We start from the raw sequence: 25,409 nt of genomic DNA on the forward strand, positions 1-25,409 counted from the left end.
CATTACGGCTTAATTTTGCGCCCAGCCATGTGCTTCAAATACCCCACCAACAAGTCCAGATCCCCCTCCGGCAACACTGTCGACGAGAACCCAGGCATCTTCGCTTGCGGCCACTGGCGCAAACTCTGCGGGTCACGGATGTAACGCTTGAGGAACTTCGCGCCGAAATACTCGGTCGGGTTGAACGGAATATTCAGGTCCGGTCCGAACTGCGCATCCCCCGCGCCATTGAGTCGATGGCAGGCCAGGCAGTTCTTCTGAAACAGCGCAAAGCCTTTGTTCACCGGATGGTCTGCCTTCAGCGCAGGATCGGGCAACAGGGCAGGGAAGCGTTCGGCCACCGGGGCCATGCGCTTGATGCTCGCCACTTCGAACGGCCATTGCTCGGGGCTGATATTGCCCGCCTGTGGATCGGTCCAGACCAGATAGAACGGCCCCGCACTGTGCTTGCCCTCCGACAGCGGCGGCCACGGCTTGGCCGGGTCTTCAATCGCCAGCCAGGCTCGCGCCCCCTGATGGGTATTGAGCAAAGGCGCGGCAGCCAGTTCAGCGGCAAAACCGTCCAAAGCCACGGCTTGCAGGTGATCGTCAGGCTTAGTACCCGTCAACAACGCCGCCATCGGCACGGCGCGATAGCTCATGTCCCGTTTGTAGGAAACGTCGTTAGTGATCGTGATGGTCTGAGCTTGAGGATGCTTGAGCAATTCCTCGGTCTGCCAGGTGCGAGGGCTCGCGCCCAGCTCAAGATTCAGCTGTGCGGCGGACAGAGGCGTGCTGAGCAGCAAGGCCCCAAACAGAATGAGCGCTTTCAATGATCGTCGTCCATGTCGTGGAAGTGCCGCAAGGGTTGGCACAGGCGCGCTGATTCAGGTAGCGAGCCAATCACATTTATATCAGGCGAAATGAAAACCCTGATGCTCGATCAGCCAAGCACCTTGGTCAGGTTCGGCAAAATCAACAACAGTGTAGTAGCGAATAGAATGAGCCCGGCTTGACGTACTTTCGAATGTTTGAACATGGCTTGACCGCCTTTTTTGTTATTTCCTGATTGCCTGCCTGCATATCTCCATGACGGCAGAGCGCTGCACTTCCTGTAGGACGAGAGCCTCGGCAAAACCCGACGACAACTTCGTACAGGTTTACATTAGGGCCCGCGTCACGCTTGGCTTAGATCCATTTCGTATGGGTTATGCACAATCCGCTTCTAAAAAGGTATGAGGCTCATGGCCAGCTTCTTGGGCGCCCGTTGGCTAGACAGCTTGGTGACACGAATCGATTAATCCGATAGCTGACTACCGTTCGTCTGAGCGTGACCGTCAACGCCAATGAGCGCTGTGGTCATTGAATCCATGGCTGCTCGGCATAAGGTGAGGGCATAGAGATCACCCTCAGGTTCGAGAACGCCATGACCCAAGCTTTGATATTCGACGCGTTGCGCACGCCCCGTGGCAAAGGCAAGGCCAATGGCGCCTTGCACAGCGTCAAGCCAGTGAACCTGGTGGCCGGGCTGCTGACGGCGTTGCAGCAGCGCACGTCCCTGGACACCAGTCAGGTCGATGACGTGGTGCTTGGCTGCGTCACGCCCATCGGCGATCAGGGTTCCGACATCGCCAAGACCGCCACACAAGTGGCTGATTGGGACGTCAGCGTGGCGGGTGTGCAACTCAATCGCTTCTGCGCGTCGGGGCTGGAAGCAGTGAACCTGGGCGCGATGAAAGTGCGTTCCGGCTTCGAAGATCTGGTGGTGGTCGGCGGCGTCGAGTCTATGTCCCGCGTACCCATGGGCAGCGACGGTGGGGCCTGGGCGCTGGACCCGGAAACCAACTTGCACAACCATTTCACGCCTCAGGGCGTGGGTGCCGATCTGATTGCCACAATCGAAGGTTTCAGCCGTCAGGACGTCGATGCCTTTGCGTTGCACTCGCAGCAGAAAGCGGCGCGGGCGCGGGCGAACGGATCGTTCAATAAGTCGCTGGTGCCGGTGCGGGACCAGAACGGCATTATCCTGCTTGATCATGATGAGTTCATTCGCGCCGATTCGACGATGGAAGGCCTGGGCAAGCTCAAGCCGAGTTTCGAAATGATCGGGCAAATGGGCTTCGACGCCACGGCATTGCGGGTGTACAGCCAGGTCGAGCGGATCAACCACGTTCACACGCCGGGCAACAGTTCCGGGATCGTTGATGGCGCGGCACTGATGCTGATCGGCTCCGAAGCGAAGGGCCGGGCGCTGGGCTTGCAGCCACGGGCGCGGATCGTCGCCACGGCAGTCACCAGTACCGATCCGACCATCATGCTCACCGGCCCGGCACCGGCGACCCGCAAGGCCCTGGCCAAGGCAGGGTTGCGGGTCGAAGACATCGACCTGTTCGAAGTCAATGAAGCGTTCGCCTCGGTCGTGTTGAAGTTCATCAAGGACATGGCCATCGACCCGGACAAGGTCAACGTCAACGGCGGCTCCATCGCCATGGGGCATCCGCTCGGCGCCACCGGTTGCGCGATTCTCGGCACGCTGCTCGATGAACTGGAAACCCGGCGCCTGCGCTACGGCCTGGCGACATTGTGTGTCGGCGGCGGCATGGGCATTGCCACCATCATTGAACGCCTCTGAGCCCTAGGAACATTGCCATGACCCAAGCCATTCGTTATGAAAAGGGCCAGGACCGGATCGTCGTCTTGACCATCGACATGCCGGGCCAGAGCGCCAACACCATGAACGCGGTCTACCGCGAAGCCATGGCCACCTGCATCGAGCGTCTGGTCGCCGACAAGGATGCGATTGCCGGCGTGATCATCACCTCGGCCAAGAAAACTTTCTTCGCCGGTGGCGACCTCAATGAGCTGATCAAGGTCGGCAAGCCCCAAGCCAAAGCCTTTTACGACATGGTGCTGACCCTCAAGGGCCAATTGCGCACCCTGGAAACCCTCGGTAAGCCGGTGGTTGCCGCCATTAACGGTGCGGCGCTCGGCGGCGGCTGGGAAATCTGTCTGGCGTGCCATCACCGTATAGCGCTCGACAACCCGTCGGTGCTGCTTGGCCTGCCGGAAGTTACCCTCGGCCTGTTACCGGGCGGCGGCGGGGTGGTGCGTATGGTGCGCATGCTGGGCATCGAAAAAGCCCTGCCGTATCTGTTGGAAGGTAAGAAAATCAGTCCGCAACAGGCGTGGCAAGCGAAGTTGATCGACGAGTTGGCCGCCGATCACGATGAACTGATGGCCAAGGCGCGGGCATGGATTGCTGCTCATCCGATCGCTGTGCAACGCTGGGACGTGAAGGGTTATCAGATTCCCGGCGGCACGCCCTCGGATCCGAAAGTCATGCAGATGCTGGCCATCACACCGTCGATCCTGCGCAGTAAAACCCAGGGTTGCCTGCCCGCGCCGGAGAAAATCCTCTGCGCCGCAGTGGAAGGCGCTCAGGTGGATTTCGATACGGCGCACCTGATCGAAACCCGCTACTTCACCGAACTGACCACCGGCCAGGTGTCGAAAAACCTCATCGGCACCTTTTGGTTTCAGCTCAATGAGATCAATGCCGGCGGTTCGCGACCTCAGGGCATAGCGCCTTATGTGACGAAGCAGGTCGGCGTACTCGGCGCCGGAATGATGGGCGCGGGCATCGCGTTTGTCAGCGCCTCGGCCGGCATCGACGTGATGCTCAAAGACATCAACCTCGCCGCGGCAGAGAAGGGCAAGGCCCACTCGGCGGCGCTGCTGGACAAGAAGGTTGTGCGCGGCCAACTGAGCCGGGAGCAGCGCGAGGCGATTCTGACGCGAATCCATACCACCGAAAACGATGCGGATTTGGCCGGTTGCGATTTGATCATCGAAGCAGTGTTTGAAGATCGCGAGCTTAAAGCCAAGGTCTCCTCGGCAGCGCAAACCGTCGTCGGCCCGGACGCGGTGATTGCCTCCAATACCTCGACCTTGCCGATCAGCGGCCTGGCCACCGCTGTGCCGGACCCAACGAAATTCATCGGCCTGCATTTCTTCAGTCCCGTGGAGAAAATGCCGTTGGTGGAAATCATCAAGGGCGCCGATACCAGCGACGAAACCCTGGCTCGCGGTTTCGATTTCGTCCTGCAAATCAAGAAAACTCCAATTGTGGTCAACGACAGTCGCGGCTTCTTCACGTCACGGGTGTTCGGCACGTTTACCAACGAAGGCATCGCGATGCTCGGTGAAGGTGTAAGTGCGCCGATGATCGAGACCGAGGCACGTAAGGCCGGCATGCCCGTCGGGCCGCTGGCGATCTCCGACGAAGTTTCCCTCAGCCTCATGAGCCATATCCGCCAACAAACTGCCAAAGACCTGCAAGCGGAAGGGAAACCGCTGATTGAGCATCCTGCATTCGCCGTGATTGACTTGCTGCTCAAGGAATTCAAGCGTCCGGGCAAGGCCGCTGGAGGTGGTTTCTACGATTATCCGGCCGCCGGGCAGAAACATTTGTGGCCAGAGCTGAAAACCCGCTTCGAGAAAGCTGACGGACAGATTTCGCCGAAAGACGTGCGCGATCGGTTGCTGTTCATCCAAGCCATCGAAACCGTGCGCTGTGTGGAGAAGGGCGTGCTGACCTCGACGGCGGATGCCAACGTCGGCTCGATCTTCGGTATCGGCTTCGCGGCCTGGACCGGCGGTGCGCTGCAATTCATCAACCAGTACGGGGTGAAAGACTTCGTCTCCCGCGCCCAGTACCTGGCCGAGCAGTATGGCGAGCGCTTCACGCCACCTGCGCTGCTGCTGGAGAAAGCCGCCAAGGACGGGTTGTTCTAAGGGGCGTTCCAAGGGACCGATGACGCCTTCCGGGGCTTGCCTTGCCACCGTGTTTCAAGGCAGGCTCTGGGGTGTGCATTATTCCCACCATGTGTCAGGTATTTTTTATGTCGTTACGCATCTGCATTCTGGAAACCGACATCCTGCGTCCGGAACTGGTCGATCAATATCAGGGTTACGGGCAGATGTTCCAGCGTCTGTTCTCGCAGCAACCCATCGCGGCCGAATTCACCGTGTACAACGTGATGCAGGGCGAATATCCCAGCGATGACCTGACCTTCGATGCGTATCTGGTCACCGGCAGCAAGGCCGATTCCTTCGGCACCGACCCATGGATTCAAACCCTCAAGACGTACCTGCTCAAGCGCTACGAACGCGGCGACAAACTGCTGGGCGTGTGCTTCGGCCACCAACTGTTGGCGCTGCTATTGGGTGGCAAGAGCGAGCGGGCGACCCAGGGCTGGGGCGTCGGTACCCACAAATACAAACTTGCGGCCAAGGCGCCATGGATGAGCCCGGTGAGGGAAGAACTGACGTTGCTGATCAGTCACCAGGATCAGGTCACCGCGCTGCCGGAAAACGCTACGGTGATTGCCTCGAGCGACTTCTGCCCGTTCGCCGCCTACCACATCAACGATCAGGTGTTGTGCTTCCAGGGGCATCCGGAGTTCATTCACGATTACTCACGGGCGCTGCTGGATATCCGCCAGGAAGCGCTGGGCGAGCAGATTTATTCGCAAGGTATGGCGAGTCTTGAACACGAGCATCACGGTACTACCGTCGCAGAGTGGATGATGCGGTTTGTGGCGCACAAGCCTGAGACTGACTCGGCTAAGCCTTAAAAGCTTCGTGGGCAAGCCTCGGTCCCGACTACAACCACCCAGACTTTTTGAAGCTCGCCCACAAACCGACGCACCCAACGGTGATAAACCCCAACACCGCAAAATACCCGTAATGCCAGCTCAACTCCGGCATGTTCTGGAAGTTCATCCCATAGATCCCGGCCACCGCGGTCGGGAACGCCAGAATCGCCGCCCATGCCGCAAACTTGCGTTGCACCACGCTCTGGCGTGACGCCTCCAGCAACACCCCGACTTCGATGGTCTGGCTGGCAATATCCGCCAGGGTCGTCAGGTCTTCCAGCTGCCGCGTGACATGAATCTGCACATCGCGGAAATACGGGCGCATGTTTTTGTCGATAAACGGAAAGCTCAGCTTTTGCAGTTCCTCACCGATCTCCACCATCGGCGCCGCATACCGGCGCAAGCGCAATACATCGCGGCGCAGGCCGTGGAGTTTCTGGATGTCGCGTTCGTTCAGCGAACCGCAGAGGACATTGCTCTCCAGCTCATCGATCTCGGCATGAATCGCTTCGCCCATCGGCTGGTAGTTTTCAATCACGAAATCGAGGATGGCATAGAGTACGAAATCTTCCCCATGCTCCAGCAACAGCGGGCGCGCCTCACAACGCTGTCGGACATAAGCGTAGGACGCCGAGTGACCATTGCGTGCGGTAATGATGTAGCCCTTGCCGGCGAAGATATGCGTCTCGATGAACTGCAATTTACCTTCGTTGCGGATCGGTGAATACGTGACGATGAACAGCGCATCGCCGAACGTTTCCAGCTTCGGTCGACTGTGTTTTTCCAGGGCGTCTTCGATGGCCAGTTCGTGCAGGTTGAACTGGCGTTGCAGGTTGAACAGCTCCTGCGCATTGGGCTCTTCGAGGCCGATCCACACAAAGTGGCCAGGCTTGGCAGCCCAGGCAGCGCCTTCGTCAAGGGTGATATTGGTGACTTTTTTTCCGGCGCTGTAAACCGCAGCAGCAACGACTCTACCCATGATGGTGATTCACTTCTTATTGGCCGCTTTCGATTGGTAAAGACTGGCAGTGCCAGGCAGGTTTCAGCTTAACCTTGTCTACTGCTTGAGAGTCAGCAAAATCTGTAGAGTTCGCAGGCAAAAGAAAACCCGCACAGGGCGGGTTTCATTCAGGCGGCTTGCAGCTGGCGATCCATCGAGTCGATGCACTCACGCATCTGTTCGCGGCACTGGGCGATCAACATCGGCATGTCATCCAGACTCAATCCAGCCGTAGGAATTGCCGGCAACGAACGGATCAGAATTTTCCCACTGCGCCAGCGGTTCAATCGCATGTGTTTGACGTAACTGCTGACACATACCGGCACGATTGGCACGCCGGCGGCAATCGCCATCTGGAACGCGCCTTTCTTGAACGGCAGCAGCTCCTCGCCGAGGTTGCGAGTTCCCTCGGGGAAGACCCAGATCGAGGTGTCTTCATTTTGCAAGGTGTGAGTGGTGGTCAGCATCGACTGGCGTGCCTTGTGTGCATTGCCGCGATCGATCAACACATTGCCGGCCAGCCAGAACAACTGCCCGAACAGCGGCACCCACTTCAGACTCTTCTTGCCAATACACACGGTACGGCGGGGCACCACGTTGCCGAACACAAACAGATCGTAGTTGGACTGGTGGTTGGCGATGATCACGCAGCTGTCGGGTTTATCCATCAACGGCCCGACATCGGCCTTCACCCGCAAACGCAAAATACACATTGCCGGCCACGCATACAGACGGGCGCACAAACGGCTGTTGTCCGGATTGAACGGACGGCACAGCCCGAGAATCACTCCGAGCACACCGGCCAGAATAAAGTGCAGGCCCATCAATAACATACGAAACACAAACAGCATTTAAAGGCCCACCGGGACAAAAGGTGGCGCAGTGTACGGATGTGCACTGTTTTCGGCAATTGCCGCTATAGAAGTGGGAGATGGCCGATTTTTGAACGCATGTTTCCGACTTGTGGGTCAGATGCGGCCTAGAGCGGTTGTAAGGTTTTAAACCAGACACCCAAGAAAAAGCCCGACACGACGGTCGGGCTTTTCGGTGCAACGCGTTCGGGCTTAGCCCATGTGCTCCTGATCCAGGATGATCGCGTTGTCCAGCGTCTCCAGCAGCGCCTTGCGCGTTTTCAACTTGGTGTTCTTGTGGGCGATCATGTTGAGCTTCTTCAACTGACGAGCCGCCGCCAGCGCCGCGTCTTGCAGCTCTTCGGCCGACACCACCTTATCGAGGAAGCCGGCATCCACGGCGCTTTGTGGGTTGAACATCTCGGCATTGATCACCGCGCGATGGAACGCCGACTTGCGCAGACGATCACGGGCCAGTTCGATACCGGCATGGTGCATGGTCATGCCGATCTGCACTTCGTTCAGGCCAATGCTGAACGGGCCATCGACACCGATGCGGTAGTCAGCCGACAAAAGAAGAAACGCACCCTTGGCCACCGCATGCCCAGGACACGCCACGACCACCGGGAACGGATGCGACAACAGGCGACGAGCCAGGGTCGAACCCGCAGCCACCAGCGCCATGGCCTCGTTAGGGCCGGCCGTCATCACCTTCAAATCATAACCACCCGACAAAATTCCCGGCTGACCGGTAATGATCACCACCGCCCGATCCGCTACCGCCCGATCCAGCGCAGCGTTAAACGCCACAATCACGTCCGGAGAGATGGCATTGACCTTGCCATTGCTCAAGGTCAGGGTCGCGATACCGTCTTCGAGATGGTAGGAAATCAACTCACTCATGACGCCAATCCTTCTAATAAAGTAGGGCAGACGTTACCCACCGCTGTAGGCCAGGTAAAGCGCCGTGACTGACCCGCCAGTCACCCTTTTCCCGCCCGTCAGGCGCAGCCCGCCCCGCCCACCGCGCATTAGCCTCTATATAGAAGGGGAGGCGAAGCCGGAGATTGGCAGGTTTGCCATGCCCTTGAGTGCCCGCAAAGCGCTAATTGCGTTAACCGCATGAAAATTCTGAAAAAAATGTTTGCCATCAGAAATGCTTTCGACTACATTAGCGCGCCTCGACAGACTGAATGCGTTTGACGAGATACGGTGAAGTGTCCGAGTGGCTTAAGGAGCACGCCTGGAAAGTGTGTATACAGGAAACTGTATCGAGAGTTCGAATCTCTCCTTCACCGCCACATTTATACGTTAGAGCCCTGATTATTCAGGGCTTTTTCGTTTCTGCGTTTCTAAAAAAAATCACAGCCCATACTTTGGCCCATACCCTAGATGGCTCAGTGCTTTGCGACCAACGGCTAATTTTTCCGACAGCTTCTAAGCGGCGTAGTCCAACAGTGTCCGTCGATCGATCTGGCTCGCATTGTTGTAACCGGGACCGTCCTCGACTGACACTAACGCGCGAACGCTTGTCAGTGGATAGTAATAGCGCGTCGATTCAGCGTGCTAGGCACGTTAAACCAGAAGTCATGGGGTATAGGCCTTATAAAGTAAAATTTCAGTAAGGTTCAACATGCTTCATGCTCGGTTTTGCGCCCGGTTTGGATGCGGTGTATGACCTTTCTTTCACGGTAGCTGCGTTGCTCTCGATACGTTGTGCGGTCTATGGGTGGACACCTTCCAAGTATCTTCAACAGTCTGGACGAAACTGAAAAAGAGCCCTATCAACTGCGCGGGCGATTGCGCTGGAGCATAGTGGCGAATTGGCGGTGCGCAGGCTTGACGGCGGTGGATTGGAGGCGTGGGTGGTGGCCAATGCAGAGCATGTAACACCACACACATCGAAGGCCCTAAGGGGCTTCACGCAGATACTGCAAGGCCTTTCAGGGCTGACTCAAACGAGTCAGGCTATGGGGTTACTTACAGGCTCAGGCACTGCTGTTGCGAAAACTGCCGGGTGTGATGCCGACTACTTTTTTGAAGGCTCGGGTCATGTTGCGTAATTGCATAAACTTGACCATCCAATTGCATCAGCGCTGACCACCCAATTGCACTGTCACTGACCAGTCATTTGCATTCGCGATGACCACCTAATTGCATTCAACTTGACCAGTGTTTGGAGCTGTTGCTCAAAGCTCCTCCTCCCTGATCTTACCGAGGTGATAGAAGAACAACGAGTTGTGCACCTCGCTTTTGTTCGGCCAAGCAGGAACACGACGCCTTAGCTCAACAAGCTGCTGATGGCAGTGGACTCCATTCAAACCTGCATCGAAGACCTTGAAGACCTCGAGGCCACGAACGCCGATACGGGCGTCTCGCTCGTACCTCCAGAGGAGCACCACCGCTTCTAGACTTATGCAAAGCAGCTGTCCGGCTGAACGCCCATTAATCACAAGAAGCCCCCGCCCGATCTGGCTCAGGATCGCCGCGTCACCCTTTGACGTGAGCCTGAACTGCGCAGATCCATTTGCCTGATAGCGCCCTAGGACGCCTGCTGAAAAAGGCATTGTGTTGTCTCGAAAACAAATGTTATGTTTGTAACATATAAGAAAGCAATGACATCAAAATAACAATTCACGTTCGGGCGCTCTGACATGTCTATGGAAAAGAACAGCTTCCTACAGTTGCTGGAGCAAGAGTTCTCCAGCCTGACCCCTACCGGCAAGCGCATCGCCAGCTATCTGTTGGGTAACCCAGAACAGCTCCCGTTCGAGTCGGCCGATAGCATCGCGCAGCAGACCTCCACCACTGGGATTTCTGTGGGGCGCTTTTTTCGATCCCTTGGTTACCAGAACATCGATGAGGTTAAACAGAGTCTGCGCGGTGAAACGCCGGCATCGTGGCTGATCACTGACCGCATCGGCGCCTTTCGTGCCGAAAGCAATCAGGAAGACGCTCTCGATCGTTCCATGAGTCGCGAGATCGAGGCCGTCCAGCACGTCTACGGTCTAGCGCGCAGCAGTGCCTTTGCCGATATCGTGCAGCGCATCTACGAAGCCGATGCAGTATTTATTCTCGGAATTCAGTCTACTCGCGGGATTCTCACAGCGTTTCATAGCCACCTTGAATACATTCGCCCCAAGGTCTACTACGTTGATGGCCTGTCAGGAATCTATGCAGAAACGCTGAACTCCGGCTTCGCCAATCCCTATGCAATCATTTCGGACTTCCGTGCTTATTCCAGCGTGACCCAGACCTTCTGCGACACGGCGATAGACAACGATCTGCCACTGGCCCTGATTACCGACCTGCAATGCCCCTGGGCCAGAGATTACCCGCTTGACCTCTTGCAACTGAAAACCGATGTCGGGCAGTTCTGGGACTCCCCTGCACCGTTGGCCTGTCTGTTAAATCTCATCGTGTCGGCCGTCGCGGAGAAATACGGCGATCGTCTCGATGAACGCTTGGCCAAGAACCGTCAATTGCAAAAAGCCTTCGGTCAGTTCGAAGGCTGATCCCATCGCCCCACCGAATCCCAACTGGAGTGTTTGCGTGAACAACAGCCCCCTTGTAGAGATTGATGCCCAGCGCTATCAGGTACAAATCGACCTGATCTACGCCAGTGCAGACAATCTGGCTGGAAAAGTGATCTATCCGAATGCTCGTTGCAGGTTGCACCGTCAGGCTGCGGTTTGTCTGGAAAAAGCTAGCCAGCTCGCGCGTCAGGCCGGGTTTATCCTGCGCATTTACGACGCCTACCGGCCGCCCTACGCCCAGTATCTGTTGTGGGAAGCGCTGCCAAACAACGACTACGTGCGTGACCCACACTTGGGCTCCCACCATAGCCGTGGCGTGGCGCTGGATTTGACCCTGGTGGGTAGCGATGGCGAGCCGCTGGATATGGGCACCGCATTCGACGCGATGGAAGAGAAATCCCATCAGTTCTACCCCGACTTGCCAGTAGACGTACAACGCAATCGTCTGCTGTTGCTGGGCATCATGCTCGATGCTGGTTTCCACGCAATTCCCACCGAGTGGTGGCATTACGAACTACCGAATGCCGACGATTACCCATTGCTGGAGGACGTGTAAGCCACGGCTTTTTTACAAGTAAATCGAACCACCCTACCGCACCAAAGAAATCAAAGAAACCAAAGAGTTTCGAAAACGACACCGCACAGCCCACTTTCGTGCGGCTGATAACAATAACAAGTCGGCGTTACTTACGTTTTACCTGCAACTGCCCGGTTATAGCTTTTATAAAAAACCTGACGTACTTCCATATATCGAATGATCAAGGAAACCGGCATGAATCCAATGAACACCGTGACCAGCAAAACCTTTCCCGGCGCTGGCAAATTGCTGCTGACCGTTTTGTGCAGCGCCTTGAGCCTCGGTGCCTGGCAGGCCGCGACGGCGGCTGTACCACAAGACACTCTGGTCATCGGAAAACCCGCCGATCCGCAGACCCTTGACCCGGCAGTGACCTTTGATAACAACGACTGGACCATCACCTACCCGTCGTATCAACGCTTGCTCGGCTACAAGGTCGAGAACGGCAAAAGCAGCACCGAAGTTGAGGGCGACCTGGCCGAGAGCTGGACCGTTTCCCCGGACAACCTGGTCTGGGAATTCAAAATCAAACCTGGCAACAAATTCGATGACGGCGCCCTAGTAGATGCCGCCGCAGTGAAGTTTTCCTTTGATCGCTTGATGACCCTTAAGCAAGGGCCTTCCGGAGCATTTCCGGAGGACATGGTAGTGGCGGTCGTCGACCCGCAGACCATTCGTTTCACGCTGAAGACGCCTTACGCGCCATTCCTGTTTACCCTGGCCCACAACGGTGCTTCGATCATCAACCCTGATGTGGTCAACAAGAGCTCGGACGTAAACGCCTGGCTGTCAAGTCACACCGCAGGCTCCGGGCCCTTCCGCTTGAGCAATTGGCAAAAAGGCCAGTCATTGACCATGGAACCGAACACCTATTTCGCCGGCCCCAAACCTGCGTTAAAAACCGTGGTCATCAAGATCATCGGTGAGCCCTCCGTGCGTCGCCTCCAGCTGGAACGCGGTGACCTGGACATCATCGAAGACATGCCCGAAGACCAGCTAGGCGCTCTCGCCAGCAAGTCGGGAGTGGTGGTTAAGGAATTCCCGTCACTGCGGGTGACCTACCTCTACCTGAACAACAAAAAGGGCCCGCTGACCAGCGTCGATGCTCGTCGTGCGGTTACCGAAGCGGTGGACTATAACGGCATCGTCAAAGGCATTCTCAAGGACAAGGCCAAGCTGATGAACGGGCCGATCCCGGACGGCATGTGGGCTTACGACAGCTCGCTGCCGCCGATGAAGCAGAACATGGCAGCCGCCAAGGACAGCCTCGCCAAAGCACCGCAGAAAATCACCAACCTCAGCTACATGTACTCTGACAAGGATCCTAACTGGGAACCGATCGGCCTGACTCTGCAAGCAGCATTGGCGCCACTGGGCATCAACCTCAAGCTGGAAAAACTCGCCAACGCCACCCTGCGTGAGCGCGTCGGCCAGGCGGACTATGACATCGCTGTTGGTTCTTGGAGCCCGGACTTCGCTGACCCGTACATGTTCATGAACTTCTGGTTCGACTCCAAGATGCAGGGCCTGCAAGGCAATCGCTCGTTCTACAGCAGCCCGGAAGTCGACAAGTTGATCCGCGAAGCGGCCGCTAACAGCGACACCGCGAAGCGCGTCGAGCTTTACCAGACCGCGCAGAAAATGGTGCTCAAGGATAGCGTTTACGCCTACCTCTATCAAAAGAGCTACACCTTGCCTATGCGTGATTCGGTCAAGGGTTACGTTTTCAACCCCATGCTCGAACAGGTGTTCAACCTGGGCAGTATGAGCAAGTAAACCTGCTCCCTCGCGCCAGCCGATCGCGGCTGGCTCGGCTTCTGATTCTCGTCGCTCGTGTTACTGAGGTGCCAAATGGCCTTCCTGACTTTGTTGCGCAAGCGTTTGCTCGGCCTGTTGTTGGTCGTGTTCGGTGTTTCGCTGATTACATTTTCAATTTCGCACTTGATCCCAGGTGATCCTGCCCGACTGATTGCCGGCGACCGTGCCAGCGATGCCTTGGTGGCCGGCATCCGTCATCAGCTGGGATTGGATCTGCCGCTATATCAACAATATGGTCGTTACCTGATGGACCTGCTGCACGGAGACCTGGGAACCTCGATACGCACCAGCCGTCCCGTTCTGGAAGACTTGCAAGCGTTCTTCCCGGCAACCCTGGAGCTGGCGCTGGTAGCGCTGGTGTTGGCGATCCTGGTCGGCGTGCCGCTTGGCGTGCTGTCTGCGGTTTACCACAACCGGGCCATCGACCAGATCGCCCGTACCCTTGCGGTCACCGGAATTTCCACACCGGCCTTTTGGCTCGGTCTTGGTGCAATCGTTCTGTTCTATGGCCACCTTGGCTGGCTGCCCGGTGGTGGCCGGTTGTCCGAAGGGTTTGCGTCGCCACCGACAATCACTGGTTTTTATCTGATCGACTCGCTGCTCGCCGGTGATGGCCGACTGTTTCTTGATGCTGTGGAGCACCTGATTCTTCCAGCTGCAACCCTGGGGTTCGTGACCTTGGGCGTCGTCGCACGACAAATTCGTTCAGCCATGCTTGATCAACTGGGTGAAGACTATATCCGCACCGCACGCGCCTACGGCTTGTCCCGATGGACTGTGATCCTGCGCCACGCACTCCCTAACGCCCTCATCCCTTCGGTGACCGTCCTCGGGTTGACCCTGGGTGATTTGCTGTATGGCGCGGTACTGACAGAAACAGTATTTGCCTGGCCCGGCATGGGCGCCTATGTCGTCAAGTCGATCCAGTCGCTGGACTTCCCTGCGGTGATGGGCTTCGCAATTCTGGTTTCGTTCATCTATGTACTGTTGAACATGGCCATCGATCTTTTGTACCGCGTGATCGACCCACGCATCGGCGAGGTGAATTGAAATGTCCGTAATCCTGACGGCAGCGCGCCGCCCACGTTGGAGCGAAAAACTCGCCTACCTGGCCTACCAAATCCGCCGGAGCCCGCTGACCATGGCGGGCCTGGCGATCACCTTTATCGTCTTGCTGTGCATGATCTTCGCCCCTTGGCTCGCCAGCCACGATCCCAACGCACTGAACCTCGCCGAACGCCTGGCGCCGCCGTCCAGCGTCCATTGGTTCGGCACTGACGAAGTCGGCCGCGATTTGTTCAGTCGCGTGCTGTTCGGTAGCCAACAGTCGGTAGGTGTCGGCCTGTTTGTGGCTTTTGCATCGTGTTTTATCGGCGGGTTGCTGGGATGCTTTTCGGGCGTGATCGGTGGTCGTTTCGACGCGTTAATCATGCGTCTGATGGACATCATGCTGTCGGTGCCGTCGCTGGTACTGATTATGGCCCTGGCGGCTGCGTTGGGCGCGAGCCTGTTCAACGCGATGCTGGCGATTACCCTCGTGCGAATTCCGTCCTATGTGCGACTAGCCCGTGGTCAGGCCTTGAGCATCCGACAGATGGGTTACGTCAAGGCAGCCCAGACCTTCGGGGCTGGACGCTGGCACGTGGTGCACTGGCACGTAGCACGCAATGCGATGCCGCCATTGCTAGTGCAACTGAGCCTGGATATCGGCAGTGCGATCCTCATGGCCTCGGCCCTGGGATTTATCGGCCTGGGAGCGCAACAGCCTACGGCCGAGTGGGGCGCGATGGTTGCTACCGGGCGTAACTACATCCTGGATAACTGGTGGTACTCGACCTTTCCGGGTCTGGCGATTCTGATCACAGCCACCGGCTTCAACCTGCTGGGCGATGGCGTGCGCGATCTGCTCGATCCACGGCAACAGGGGAAATGACCATGCACACTTCGAGTCCAGTACTGGCCATCGACAATCTGAGCCTGGAATTCCCGGCTTACAAAAATAACGTCAAAGCCCTGAACGGCGTGTCGTTGCACGTCAATCCCGGCGAAATCGTCGGCGTGGTGGGCGAGTCGGGGTCAGGCAAGTCGGTCACGGCGATGCTCAGCATGCGACTGTTGCCCGAGCGCAGCTATCGGATCACCGCCGGCAGCCTGAGCATGCTCGGTCGCGACATGCTGGCTGCTCCTGAAAAGGAGCTATTACAGATTCGTGGGCGCGATGCCGCGATGATTTTTCAGGAGCCGATGACAGCCCTGAACCCGACCCGGCGCATCGGTCGACAAATGCTCGACGTGATCATCCATCACCAGAAGATCAGCGCCGCCGAAGCCCGTCTCAAGGCGATTGCACTGTTGCGCGACATGCACATCGCTAGCCCGGAACAAGTATTGGAGAGCTATCCTTTCGAGCTGTCCGGAGGCATGCGTCAACGGGTGATGATTGCGCTGGCGTTCTCCTGTGAACCGCAACTGCTGATCGCCGATGAACCGACCACCGCCCTCGACGTTACCGTGCAACGCCAGGTGTTGTTGCTGCTACGAGAAAAAGCTCGGCAGCGGGGCACCGCCATTCTACTCATCACTCATGACATGGCATTGGTTTCACAGTTCTGCGATCGGGTGTACGTCATGTACACGGGGGCCGTGGTTGAGCAGGGTCGCACCGACGAAGTGATGGGGAATCCGCAGCATCCTTACACCCAAGGGTTACTCAGTGGCCTTCCTGAAATGGTAGAGCCGGGCCAGCCGCTGCTGACCATCCCCGGTCAAGTACCGAACCTAGCCTCTTTGCCCGTGGGCTGCACTTTTCAGGAGCGTTGCCCATACGCCATGCCGGTTTGTGCCAAACGCCCGAACCTCAATACCATCAACGGTAATGACCAACGTAAAAGTGCGTGCTGGTTACCGGTTAAGGAGCTTTCGTGATGAACAGTGCCGTGATTCATACCGTCACCAAAATGGCCCCCACGATTCTTCAACTTAATGATGTTCGCGTCCGCTTCCCCGTGAGTAATGACTGGCTTGGCCGACCGCGTGGATATGCCCATGCCCTGAACGGCATTGACCTCCAGGTGCGGGCGGGCGAAACCCTGGGTATTGTGGGTGAGTCAGGCTGTGGTAAAAGCACATTGGCACAGTTATTGATGGGCTTAGTGCCGCCCAGCAGCGGTGAACTGAACTGGGCCAGTCGCAGCGGCGGCGAAGGCAGCAGCAACGTTCAAATTGTTTTCCAGGATCCACAGTCTTCGCTTGATCCACGCCTGCCTATCTGGAAAATCATCACCGAGCCGTTATACGCCCGAGGCCATGCCCCCCGTGCGAAGATGCGCGATGTGGCGGCCAGGGTCGCGGCCCAAGTCGGCATCCGCCCAGAATACCTGGACCGCTTCCCTCACCAGTTTTCCGGTGGTCAGCGTCAGCGGATTGCCATCGCCCGAGCCCTTTCATCAGACCCGGATATTATTGTCCTGGACGAGCCGACATCGGCATTGGACATCTCGGTCCAGGCACAGATTCTTAACCTTCTGGCAGAACTGCAACGCGCTCGTAAATTGACTTATATCCTGATTTCCCACAACGTATCAGTAGTACGGCACGTGGCGAACCGGGTAGCGGTGATGTACTTGGGGCAGATCGTTGAACTTGGCAGCGCTGCTCAAGTTTTGGATCAGCCACGCCACCCCTATACCCGCTTGCTGCTCGAAGCGGTACCACGACTAGGCGTGCCACTGAATGCCGAACAGGTTGCGGCTCCTACCGAATTGCCAGGGAACCGTCGGCTACCGAGTGGCTGCTTCTTCCGCGAACGTTGCAGCCTTTGCACCGTTGGCTGCGAAAAGCCCCAGACCTTGCTTGGAGATGAGCAGCAGCGTGTGCGATGTCATTTACAAAGCTGATAATTGCCAGCTGGCAATAGTGTCGCGTCTCAGAGATAAGTTGGGGTTGTATGCACTTGCCGCATGCAGCCAGTACCCCAAAGAAAAATGGTACGACCGACTGTCACGTACGGTCCTGTGAGCAGCCGAGGGTTGAAATTCCCTTCGGCTGACTCGACTTGCCGGATCGCTACGCAGCGGAAAACGGGCAGCAGCGATCATGAGTTTGATCCAGTCGGCACGGCTCAATGGGCATGATCCGTATGCGTATCTGAAAGATGTGATCACACGATTGCCGACGCAGCTGGCGAGTGAGATTACTTATTTGCTGCCACACAAGTCGGCGCCTGTTTAGTCCCCAATGATGGACGCGCATGCAGCTAGTGAAAAGTCCTGAGCCGAGTGGCATCTACATAGCAGGCATTGCGTTATCTAACCTTTGATACAAGCGAATTTCATTTCACTTGTATCAGCTCTCACTCAGGCTAATAGGTCCGCAACCAGTCGACCGAACGCAGCGGGATGTTGCAACATCATTAGGTGTCCAACGTCCGGCATGATGGTGAGACTCGTAGCCTTCTTATTTGCCCAGTCAGGAATATCCCAACCTTCGACTGAGTGCTCACCCGCCAACAAATGCACCGGTATCGAAGCAAACACGCTCCTTAAGGTTGTTTGATAGTCAGGGCGCCCCGTGACCGCCACTACCGATTGGGCCATCGCTTGCAAGGTTGAAGCAGGTTGGTGGGCAAGCCAGGTCTTCGCGGTTTCTGTTTTGCCAGCGGGCTCCAGTATTCCGGATCGCTCCAGCCAGGCCTCGGGATCGGCTCGAAATCCCTCCAGCATGGTTTCTGCTTGCTCTACTGACATGTTCGCGACGGACGATGACTAGAAGGCATCCTTCAGGGTGAAGTTACCTTCAACACTGACAAGGCTCTTCACGCACTCTGGGTAGCGGTGGGCGAATGCATAGGCCACCACTCCACCGACCGAATGCCCAACAAGACTCACTGCACATTCATTGAACTCGGCTTTGACCACCTCGCGTATTCGTTCGACCTGTCCCTGAATATTGATTTTCCCCATAGGTGTGCCCTGGTGTTTTCCATAGCCGTAAAGGTCAGGGGCAAGGAAGGGTCGATCACCGAGCTGTCTATGGATCTCAGGATCATTCAACGTACCGATAAGGCCGTTGATGAATACCACAGGGGTGTTGGATGCGTTATTCATTTGGCTTTTCCTTGCGAACAATGAAGTGAGTTCTTTTCTTTAGCGTCGTGAACGGTTGAGCGAACATCTGGGACGGGTCTCACAGACATTGCGACGAGATCTTCCAGCAACGCTCTCCCCTGAAGCCAATCACCAAGTCCGCTGGCCGAATTAATGTGCCCTTGGGGCCCAATATTCACCAGGCGGCTGCCCCAGGCATATGCACATCGCCGGCTGTAATCCATATCTGCATACGGGTCGTTGGAGCTTGCGACAACCGTACTTGGAAATGCAAAACGCTTCAGCCCAAGCGGACTAAACCCTAGCGCCTCGTTCGGAAAACTGGAGCGGTCGGGGTCTGGTACGGCAACCAGCAAAGCGGCCCTGACCGATGTGCGGCTACATTGCGCCCAGTGGGCGACTTGCAGGCAGCCAAGGCTGTGGGCTACCAACACCGTGTCGGGCCCAGCTCGGCTAATCGCGACCTCCAGATTCTCGACCCATCTTGCGCAAACCGGTCGATTCCAGTCTTGCCCCCCAATGCTCTCCATGGATGCGTCGGTGTGTGCCCATATCGTTTGCCAGTGACCTGGCCCGGAATTGCCAATACCCGGGAGGAGCAATATCGAAGGTGTCATTTCTTGTTTCTCGGAAGGGGTGTCCGCAGAATGTAGCGAATGACACATCAACCTTGGATGGCAAATCATCCGAAAGAAGCACCATCAACCGATGATTCATCGGATTATTCAGCAGAGGAAAAGCATGGGGCTGGACAGCAAAGATTGGCAGATTCTGGAGGCACTGCAAAAGAATGCACGGCAAAGCCTGGCATCCTTGGGCAAGTGTATTGGGCTTTCGCAACCGGCTATGAGCGAACGGGTCCAGAAACTCGAAGCTGCGGGTGTCATAGAGGGTTACGGCGCGCGGGTAAGTTTGCGTGAGGTAGGGCTGGGATTGCAGGCGATCCTGCGCATTCGCACAACTCACCAGCACATCAAGCGCTATCTGGAGTTGTTTAACGACATACCAGAGGTGCTAGAGGCTGACAGGATTACGGGGGAGGACTGCTTCATAGTCCGTTGCGCGTTTTCTCAGCCCGCTGATTTGGAGATTATAGTCGATGCGCTGGCTGTCCATGGTTCGGTCACAACTTCGTTGGTTCTGTCCAATGCTGTGCGCAAACAGGTACCTGTACGTCCGAGAAGTGGCCCAGACAATTAACTGCTTGCCAGACGCTTACCGCTTACCGCTTACCGCCTTCCAGTACAGGAGTACCTAACACATCATCAGTATTCGCGGCTGGTGTCCGAGTGAGGCCAATACCGTTGCCTATATCTGCGAGTAAGTCACTGTAACGATGATCTTTGATGTCGTGCAATGCTGTGACAGCGAGAGGCAGTCCCTTAGCACCTGGTAGACCTCGCGGGCATATAGAGAGTGGCTATGCTAAAAATTTTTCCTTCTGCGGATGGTCGCCTCAGATTAGACCACTACAAAACCAGTCTTGCATCAGATGAATACGCAATCTCCGGCTGATAGGCTGGGCATCTACCAAAGTTTTTTGGAAATTGCGGTTCGATCAATTTTATTAAACTCTTCCTCCTAGCCAACACCTGAGCGGACGAGTTCTGATATATTTAGATCTAAAACTAATTTCCCTATCATTTTTACCGCTGTTTCGACACGATTATCTAGTATCCCGCCATAATTTATGCGAATACAGTTTTCATATTTTCCTGAGGAGGAGAAAATTTTCCCCGTTGCGATCTGTATCTTATTTTGTATTAGTTTGTCACTTAACTCATATGCTGAAACGCCCTTAGGAAGCTCGATCCAAAGAAAGTAACCACCTTCAGGTCTACTAACCCTGACTCGAGCATTAAGGTACTTTGATATCCAGAGCATCATGATGTCTCTGTTGGATTTATAATGTGCACGCATTCGACGAAGATGGATCTGGTAATATCCCTTTTCCATGAATTCAGCGATAGCCCTTTGATTTGCTGTTGCTGTTGCACCGGAGCTAATGTACTTTGTATGCAAAACTTTTTCGTAGATGCGACCGGGAACTATCCAGCCGACCCTTAACCCGGGTGCCAATGTTTTGGAAAATGAGCCGCAAAGAATAATCCTACCTTCTGTATCCTGTGACTTTATTGCTTTGGGTCGAGGGTATCGGAATATTAGGTCGCCATAGGTATCATCTTCTACGATGTAAAATCCAAATTTTTTCGATAGATTTACCAGGATTTCCTTGCGGTCATCCGGCATTACATATCCTAAAGGGTTGTTGCAGTTTGGATTCACCAATACGGCTCGGATAGTCCATTTTTCAGCAATCAATTCTAGTGATTCGAGGTCTATTCCCGTTAGTGGGTCGGTTGGAACTTCGATGACTTTTACGCCACATCCTTTAAGTATTTGAATCGCACCATGAAAGCAGGGTGACTCGACTACTACGATATCGTCCTGGTTGCAAATAGATCGGACAGAACACATTAAAGCTTCTTGGCAACCGGCGGTGATGATAATTTCATCAGGGTCGACCTGACATCCAGAGTCAATGATCAATCGGCTTATTTGTGTTCTTAAATCGAAGTTTCCTTTGATATTCTCATAGTTGAGTCCATCCTTCTGCCATCTCTTTGCCTCGTAACTTAAGCTTCTCATTAAGTGCTGTAGCGTGGATGTCTCAACACTCGGCATGCCTCTGCCAAGCTGCAATACATCTTCGTCAGGTGTGCTGGCAGTAACTTTATAGATTTCATCCCATTCCAGTATATCGATGGGGTGTTTTTCAATCTCGTGCATCGTTGGCAGCAGATAGAGGTTCTGCTTTTTATTCACAAAATGGCCCGATTTCGGTAAGGGCGATGCTAATCCTTCCTCCTCCAAAACTCGATAAGCCTGCTGGACTGTCCCTAAGCTAACGCCGTGTTCTGTACTCAATATCCGCAAAGATGGTAGTCGTTGTCCTTCTCGGTAAAGCCCCCTTTCAATCCTGCTACGCAGTAAATCGGCCAAATCTGAATACTTTGCCACTGATCCCTCCATAGAGCGCCGCTCCCCTCACCATACAGGCGTGAGCACTTCATCAACCAGATAGAGATTGTATTTACCGTGACCTATCTGGGGAACATTGTCACGGCGGCAAGGGTTCATAGTCGTCTACAGTCACCATCTGTGGCAAGCGCTCTGGTGGGGGGCATGCATGACAGGATACTCAGCGGCTTCGACGCTCTAGCGTAAGTGCCCTCATCAAATGTTTACACCGCGATTCGTGACTCGAATCGGTATAGTACAAGCCATGATGCGACACGGAAAAGCTGATCTGACTGTCTGATGAAGCTCGTAGAATTTGGTAGCTCCACCTGCCATTGTCCACCGGATTTTTTGTGGTCGTAGTGAACCCACTATGCAACCGGTAGTAGTCTATGAAAACTCTCCTCACTGCTATCGGTGAGGTGTCAAGTTTCCTTGTTGAACGAGCCCCATGAGAGACAGGACACCGTTTCCTCCCTCACCACAAGGGATAGGAAAACGACGGTGTTTATAACTAATAGCAAAGATAAGAGTGTAGAAATCCACGTCGCAGGATCGTCGAGCAAAGCAGGCCGTGGTTTGCGTGAGCCTGGAGCCTGGCAAGAACGTGTCCGTGGTCGCCCGATGCAACAGATCAACAAGCTGTACCAAGACGGCAGCCAGTGCTGGCGAAGCGGTGGTGCTAGTCTCTGAGTTGAGCAATGTGCGCAAGAAAACCCGCGAACTGCAACACATGCTGGGCAAGAAAACTATGGGCGCGGAAATTCTCAAAGACGCCGCCGTTGAGATCGCCCGATCGCGAAAATGAATTGCGCACTCACCCTTTTTACCAGGGGGATAGTGAAGCTGGTCAGCAAATATCTCGGTGCAGCGCACTCGCAATTAACGGTACCCAACGAGCGGGCAGTAGACCGCCGTTGGATGTGCTGGTTACTGAGATCAAGCAGCAGATCAGCGAGGTGCCCAGTCATGGCTAACCGTTGGCAATGTGGGTAGAGATTAGTGAAGAAAGCGAACTCCCGGTTTTAATGGTCAGGATTCGTGATGGTGTACACGGTTCGAAAGCGAGCAGACTTGCACCTGATTTTATAATATAAAATCGTAATTCTAGTTTGTTTATCGGGAGCTCGGGAAGCCTTTTAGTATGCGCCTAAAAAATTATAGGGTGATGATTATACATGATATGTAGGTTGTGTGAAATAACCGACTCCTTCACGATGTCCTATGAAGGATTGATCAAGATATCGTGAAATTCTTACGTAAGATTTTTAGTTGGTGGGTTGGGTAATTAATTATCTGGTGCTACCAGGCTAAAAGGGATAGATGGTTTTGTTGGTGCATACTAAAAAAACAGGCCAGTCTCGGCCTGTTTAAATATATAAAATCCTTTTTTAATCACGATTTTGGAAAAATTATATAGTACATGCGATCGGGCCCAGGGCCTGGTTGGTCAGCTCCCCTTGCCCAGCCAGTAGACTCGTAAAGTTCGACAGCTTCCTTGTACAAAGCTCTGGTTTTGAGGAATATTTCATCATATCCCATTGATTTTGCAGTTGCTACAGCGGTGTCCAGCATAGCTCGACCTGCACCGAACCCCCTAAAATTCCTATCCAGATAAAGCTTGGTTAGCTTGACTCTACTGTCACCATTTGAGGTTAATATAGCTGAGCCTACTGGTAAATCCCCGAACACGGTTACCATCTCAACTACATTGTCCTTGGGTTGTCCAAAGGACATGATGTCTCGATCGTCTTCGTCAGGGTCTGCAGCAATTCCATACTCCACAAAGGTTCTAAAAACCATCTTTCTTATTGCAACTGCGTCGTCTAATTTTGCGCTGCGAATTAAGAACTTATCATTCTTTAGATAAATTTTTCCTGTCATTTGTACCATGCCTCAACTTCTATGTCAGATAGCGGAACCAGTACGCAAGGCAGGATGGCGTTGTTTCTTATTTCCTTTTCAGTAAGGGCCAACATTGGGGCGATTTCTTCATAGTCGCCAGATATTATTCTTATCTGGCATGCGCCGCATTTACCTTGTCGACACCTGGTGCGAATAATCCCTAATTTTTCGCACGCATCAACTAGGGCATAAGCTGATTGGGCAACAGGCTCACGGCTACCAGAAAATGTAAGGGTGAAATTATCTTTGCTCATATTTCGTCCAGTCCCAGTCGAGATTTTCGTAAAGCTTCATTAGTCCCCTGTTGTTATTTGTAAATTCCACATCCTTTTGAAGGTCAATGGCATTGGTTTTGATTTTTTTACGCAATTTATCTAAAGACTTACGGTCTAGTTGATCAAATACGGCTAGCCATGCTTCAAGGTCTGCTCTGAAGAAGTTATTAGCGACTAGCTCGACAGTATCTTTAAAAACTTTTTTACCGTCACCTGAAAGTGACCAATAGATATCACGAGCCAGCACGGAAAATTGTGATCCGTGATTCCACTCATCTTTTGCGTGAGCGTTAACTGCAGTCAGGAACATTGGCTGAATAGACGATGCTTGCGCCAGAAGATCCAAGTAGTCGGTAATATGATTCTCTGTGCAGCAGGCGGTAGCGATTCGTGCAACTCTCCTTTTCCATTCCGAATCGAGACTGCTTATGTAATTGTTCATTGTTTTAACAAGATGGAAGTCTTTAGGGAATAATGAGAGCTTTCTATTAACTCGTACAGCATCGCACGTGAGAATAGCTAAAAGAGTATGATATCCCTCGTCTGTCATAGCTTCTGCCATCGAACGGGCCATCTCAGGGCCAACAAGATTGTCCTGTCGCGAGCGAATGATCTCTATGCATGCCGGAGTGACCAAGTCAGTTTCGATAAAAATCGTATTGCTCTGGTAGATTATCCAACCGGCGGAAAGCAAGTCGTTCTTTTCTTGATTTTCGAGTTCTCCCCATTCATCGAACATTGAAAATGGAATCATCTCCTCTATAAAATCCGGAGCGTCGGTAATAAATGACAAGCGTGTAATTCGGCCCGAATTCACCACCTCTGATTCTGTCGACCAACCAAGGCTTATTCTGTTAATAACCTCTTTTGAGTAATCTCTAGCTTCAATATTTAGACTACTATGACTAGACATTCTCATCCCCTTGCGCAGTAAATTCTAGAAAAAGCATATCTCTTGATGCGGCTTGGTCGTTCGAAGAATTCATCCTGCTTACGCTGTGGTAAATCTTGGAGTCATCAAAAAGCACCAAGTCTCCAAATCGTTTCAAGGTAAAAGTCTCAATCAACTCCTTGTCGTTGTCATAGATAGAGTTTTCTGCACCTGCACAGTTTTCAGTACGGTTGACACAGAATAGACTTGAGAAGGTAACTCCATCTTTATGAATCCCTTCTGGTGTGGGGAACCCAGGTATATCCTTCGACGAAGTAATCCTGACCTGATGCAAATAAATCTTCCAGCTAGATACATTTTTATATCGGCTAAATATGGCGACATAATCCCTAATCATACGTTTTAAAAAAGGGTGCGTGGCAACATAAGGGGTGATAGGTTCGAAGTGTCTGTCGCGCCCCCCATTCAAAGTGTTATTGTACTTGTCCTGAAAGAAAGGCTGGTGAGGTAATATACTAATCTCGTCGTTTTGAACATCGTATTGAAGCTCGGAAAATCTGCGTCTTCTGTACTTTCCACCGTCAGCCATAAATTCATCCGGTGGCAGGCCATCCCATGTTTCGAGAATTTTTTTCCAATCGTCAGATCGGTGGGCCAAAGTGATGAAATAATTAAAATAATTTCCTACCCAGTAGCCCGGTTTTTTAAGTTGCGTCTGTATGCGTTCTGAGGAGCTTTGTGTTCCGATTAAAAGTTCGGCCGATAAATTTTCATGCTTCATGCTTACTTATCC

At 54.2% G+C, this 25,409-nt stretch carries 25 protein-coding genes, 1 tRNA gene and 1 pseudogene; 14 read left to right on the forward strand and 13 right to left on the reverse strand.

The annotated features are described in order from the left end of the window. Nucleotides 1–2 precede the first annotated feature (2 nt). Entirely contained in the window at nt 3–812 is an 810-nt protein-coding gene (locus J3D54_RS17420; RefSeq protein ID WP_253420616.1) for a cytochrome c, read from the reverse strand. A 593-nt stretch (nt 813–1,405) separates the two neighbouring features. On the opposite strand from J3D54_RS17420, the gene J3D54_RS17425 reads away from it, so the two are divergent. From J3D54_RS17425 to J3D54_RS17435, 3 genes are all read left to right on the forward strand, one after another. Further along, the gene (locus J3D54_RS17425; protein WP_253420619.1) at nt 1,406–2,611 is read left to right on the forward strand and encodes an acetyl-CoA C-acetyltransferase; all 1,206 of its coding nucleotides are present in this window, start codon (nt 1,406–1,408) and stop codon (nt 2,609–2,611) included. Between the two features lie 17 nt (nt 2,612–2,628). Continuing rightward, nucleotides 2,629–4,773, forward strand: a complete 2,145-nt coding sequence (locus J3D54_RS17430; RefSeq protein ID WP_253420622.1) for a 3-hydroxyacyl-CoA dehydrogenase NAD-binding domain-containing protein — start codon at nt 2,629–2,631, stop codon at nt 4,771–4,773. Nucleotides 4,774–4,880: 107 nt separating this feature from the next. Next, the gene (locus J3D54_RS17435) at nt 4,881–5,615 is read left to right on the forward strand and encodes an amidotransferase (RefSeq protein WP_253420625.1); all 735 of its coding nucleotides are present in this window, start codon (nt 4,881–4,883) and stop codon (nt 5,613–5,615) included. A 28-nt stretch (nt 5,616–5,643) separates the two neighbouring features. On the opposite strand, the gene J3D54_RS17440 is transcribed toward J3D54_RS17435, so the two are convergent. The 3 genes from J3D54_RS17440 to J3D54_RS17450 form a co-directional block, all read right to left on the reverse strand. After that, the gene (locus tag J3D54_RS17440; protein WP_253420628.1) at nt 5,644–6,615 is read right to left on the reverse strand and encodes a magnesium and cobalt transport protein CorA; all 972 of its coding nucleotides are present in this window, start codon (nt 6,613–6,615) and stop codon (nt 5,644–5,646) included. 149 nt (nt 6,616–6,764) lie between these two features. Beyond that, nucleotides 6,765–7,487 carry a 1-acylglycerol-3-phosphate O-acyltransferase gene (locus tag J3D54_RS17445; RefSeq protein ID WP_018925219.1) on the reverse strand — a complete coding sequence of 241 codons (723 nt, stop codon included), beginning with the start codon at nt 7,485–7,487 and terminating at the stop codon, nt 6,765–6,767. Nucleotides 7,488–7,700: 213 nt separating this feature from the next. Continuing rightward, a complete protein-coding gene (locus tag J3D54_RS17450) occupies nt 7,701–8,390 on the reverse strand; it encodes a crotonase/enoyl-CoA hydratase family protein (protein WP_019648239.1) in 690 nt (229 codons plus the stop codon). Between the two features lie 308 nt (nt 8,391–8,698). On the opposite strand from J3D54_RS17450, the gene J3D54_RS17455 reads away from it, so the two are divergent. Further along, nucleotides 8,699–8,788, forward strand: a tRNA-Ser gene (locus J3D54_RS17455). An 888-nt stretch (nt 8,789–9,676) separates the two neighbouring features. On the opposite strand, the gene J3D54_RS17460 is transcribed toward J3D54_RS17455, so the two are convergent. Further along, complete coding sequence (locus tag J3D54_RS17460) at nt 9,677–10,054, reverse strand: hypothetical protein (RefSeq protein ID WP_253420631.1); 378 nt, start codon at nt 10,052–10,054, stop codon at nt 9,677–9,679. 87 nt (nt 10,055–10,141) lie between these two features. Here J3D54_RS17460 and J3D54_RS17465 point away from each other — a divergent pair, with 87 nt between their 5' ends. The 8 genes and pseudogenes from J3D54_RS17465 to J3D54_RS17500 form a co-directional block, all read left to right on the forward strand. Further along, on the forward strand, nt 10,142–11,002 hold the full coding sequence (locus tag J3D54_RS17465) for a MurR/RpiR family transcriptional regulator (protein WP_253420634.1): 861 nt from the start codon (nt 10,142–10,144) through the stop codon (nt 11,000–11,002). 37 nt (nt 11,003–11,039) lie between these two features. Continuing rightward, nucleotides 11,040–11,579 (forward strand): D-alanyl-D-alanine dipeptidase, encoded by a 540-nt coding sequence (ddpX, locus tag J3D54_RS17470; RefSeq protein WP_253420650.1) that lies wholly within the window; start codon nt 11,040–11,042, stop codon nt 11,577–11,579. Nucleotides 11,580–11,795: 216 nt separating this feature from the next. After that, nucleotides 11,796–13,376 (forward strand): ABC transporter substrate-binding protein, encoded by a 1,581-nt coding sequence (locus J3D54_RS17475; RefSeq protein WP_253420653.1) that lies wholly within the window; start codon nt 11,796–11,798, stop codon nt 13,374–13,376. A gap of 75 nt (nt 13,377–13,451) precedes the next feature. After that, nucleotides 13,452–14,468 carry an ABC transporter permease gene (locus J3D54_RS17480; RefSeq protein WP_253420655.1) on the forward strand — a complete coding sequence of 339 codons (1,017 nt, stop codon included), beginning with the start codon at nt 13,452–13,454 and terminating at the stop codon, nt 14,466–14,468. A gap of 1 nt (nt 14,469) precedes the next feature. Further along, nucleotides 14,470–15,351 (forward strand): D,D-dipeptide ABC transporter permease, encoded by an 882-nt coding sequence (gene ddpC, locus J3D54_RS17485; RefSeq protein WP_253420658.1) that lies wholly within the window; start codon nt 14,470–14,472, stop codon nt 15,349–15,351. Between the two features lie 2 nt (nt 15,352–15,353). Continuing rightward, the gene (locus J3D54_RS17490) at nt 15,354–16,343 is read left to right on the forward strand and encodes an ABC transporter ATP-binding protein (protein ID WP_253420661.1); all 990 of its coding nucleotides are present in this window, start codon (nt 15,354–15,356) and stop codon (nt 16,341–16,343) included. Next, nucleotides 16,343–17,314, forward strand: coding sequence for an oligopeptide/dipeptide ABC transporter ATP-binding protein (locus J3D54_RS17495; RefSeq protein ID WP_253420664.1), 972 nt, complete (start codon nt 16,343–16,345; stop codon nt 17,312–17,314). Before J3D54_RS17490 ends, J3D54_RS17495 begins: the two co-directional genes overlap by 1 nt. Nucleotides 17,315–17,474: 160 nt before the next feature. Next, a pseudogene (locus tag J3D54_RS17500) lies at nt 17,475–17,648 on the forward strand (transposase domain-containing protein); the annotation flags it as partial. Between the two features lie 125 nt (nt 17,649–17,773). Here the strand turns inward: J3D54_RS17500 and J3D54_RS17505 are convergent. Genes J3D54_RS17505 through J3D54_RS17515 form a run of 3 tightly spaced genes read right to left on the reverse strand, consistent with a single transcriptional unit; the run spans nt 17,774 to nt 19,209 of the window. Continuing rightward, complete coding sequence (locus J3D54_RS17505; RefSeq protein WP_253420668.1) at nt 17,774–18,163, reverse strand: alpha/beta fold hydrolase; 390 nt, start codon at nt 18,161–18,163, stop codon at nt 17,774–17,776. Between the two features lie 18 nt (nt 18,164–18,181). After that, nucleotides 18,182–18,523 (reverse strand): alpha/beta fold hydrolase, encoded by a 342-nt coding sequence (locus J3D54_RS17510; protein ID WP_253420671.1) that lies wholly within the window; start codon nt 18,521–18,523, stop codon nt 18,182–18,184. Then, nucleotides 18,520–19,209 (reverse strand): RBBP9/YdeN family alpha/beta hydrolase, encoded by a 690-nt coding sequence (locus tag J3D54_RS17515; protein WP_367399611.1) that lies wholly within the window; start codon nt 19,207–19,209, stop codon nt 18,520–18,522. Before J3D54_RS17515 ends, J3D54_RS17510 begins: the two co-directional genes overlap by 4 nt. Before the next feature lie 55 nt (nt 19,210–19,264). Here J3D54_RS17515 and J3D54_RS17520 point away from each other — a divergent pair, with 55 nt between their 5' ends. Then, nucleotides 19,265–19,723, forward strand: coding sequence for an Lrp/AsnC family transcriptional regulator (locus J3D54_RS17520; RefSeq protein ID WP_217858000.1), 459 nt, complete (start codon nt 19,265–19,267; stop codon nt 19,721–19,723). A 381-nt stretch (nt 19,724–20,104) separates the two neighbouring features. On the opposite strand, the gene J3D54_RS17525 is transcribed toward J3D54_RS17520, so the two are convergent. After that, nucleotides 20,105–21,544, reverse strand: a complete 1,440-nt coding sequence (locus J3D54_RS17525; protein WP_253420674.1) for a PLP-dependent aminotransferase family protein — start codon at nt 21,542–21,544, stop codon at nt 20,105–20,107. Nucleotides 21,545–22,127: 583 nt separating this feature from the next. Here J3D54_RS17525 and J3D54_RS17530 point away from each other — a divergent pair. Further along, on the forward strand, nt 22,128–22,352 hold the full coding sequence (locus tag J3D54_RS17530; RefSeq protein WP_217857998.1) for a hypothetical protein: 225 nt from the start codon (nt 22,128–22,130) through the stop codon (nt 22,350–22,352). Nucleotides 22,353–22,939: 587 nt separating this feature from the next. Here the strand turns inward: J3D54_RS17530 and J3D54_RS17535 are convergent. From J3D54_RS17535 to J3D54_RS17550, 4 genes are read right to left on the reverse strand one after another with little or no spacing between them, the layout of a single operon-like run. Continuing rightward, entirely contained in the window at nt 22,940–23,428 is a 489-nt protein-coding gene (locus J3D54_RS17535) for a GNAT family N-acetyltransferase (protein WP_217857997.1), read from the reverse strand. Continuing rightward, nucleotides 23,425–23,703 (reverse strand): 2Fe-2S iron-sulfur cluster binding domain-containing protein, encoded by a 279-nt coding sequence (locus tag J3D54_RS17540; RefSeq protein WP_253420677.1) that lies wholly within the window; start codon nt 23,701–23,703, stop codon nt 23,425–23,427. The genes J3D54_RS17535 and J3D54_RS17540 overlap by 4 nt, the downstream gene beginning before the upstream one ends. After that, entirely contained in the window at nt 23,690–24,637 is a 948-nt protein-coding gene (locus J3D54_RS17545) for a diiron oxygenase (protein WP_217857995.1), read from the reverse strand. The genes J3D54_RS17540 and J3D54_RS17545 overlap by 14 nt, the downstream gene beginning before the upstream one ends. Continuing rightward, nucleotides 24,630–25,397: a 2OG-Fe dioxygenase family protein gene (locus J3D54_RS17550; protein ID WP_217857994.1), complete on the reverse strand. Its 768-nt coding sequence runs from the start codon at nt 25,395–25,397 to the stop codon at nt 24,630–24,632. Before J3D54_RS17550 ends, J3D54_RS17545 begins: the two co-directional genes overlap by 8 nt. Nucleotides 25,398–25,409: the final 12 nt, after the last annotated feature.

This window comes from Pseudomonas sp. GGS8, assembly GCF_024168645.1.
Classification (GTDB): Bacteria; Pseudomonadota; Gammaproteobacteria; order Pseudomonadales; family Pseudomonadaceae; genus Aquipseudomonas.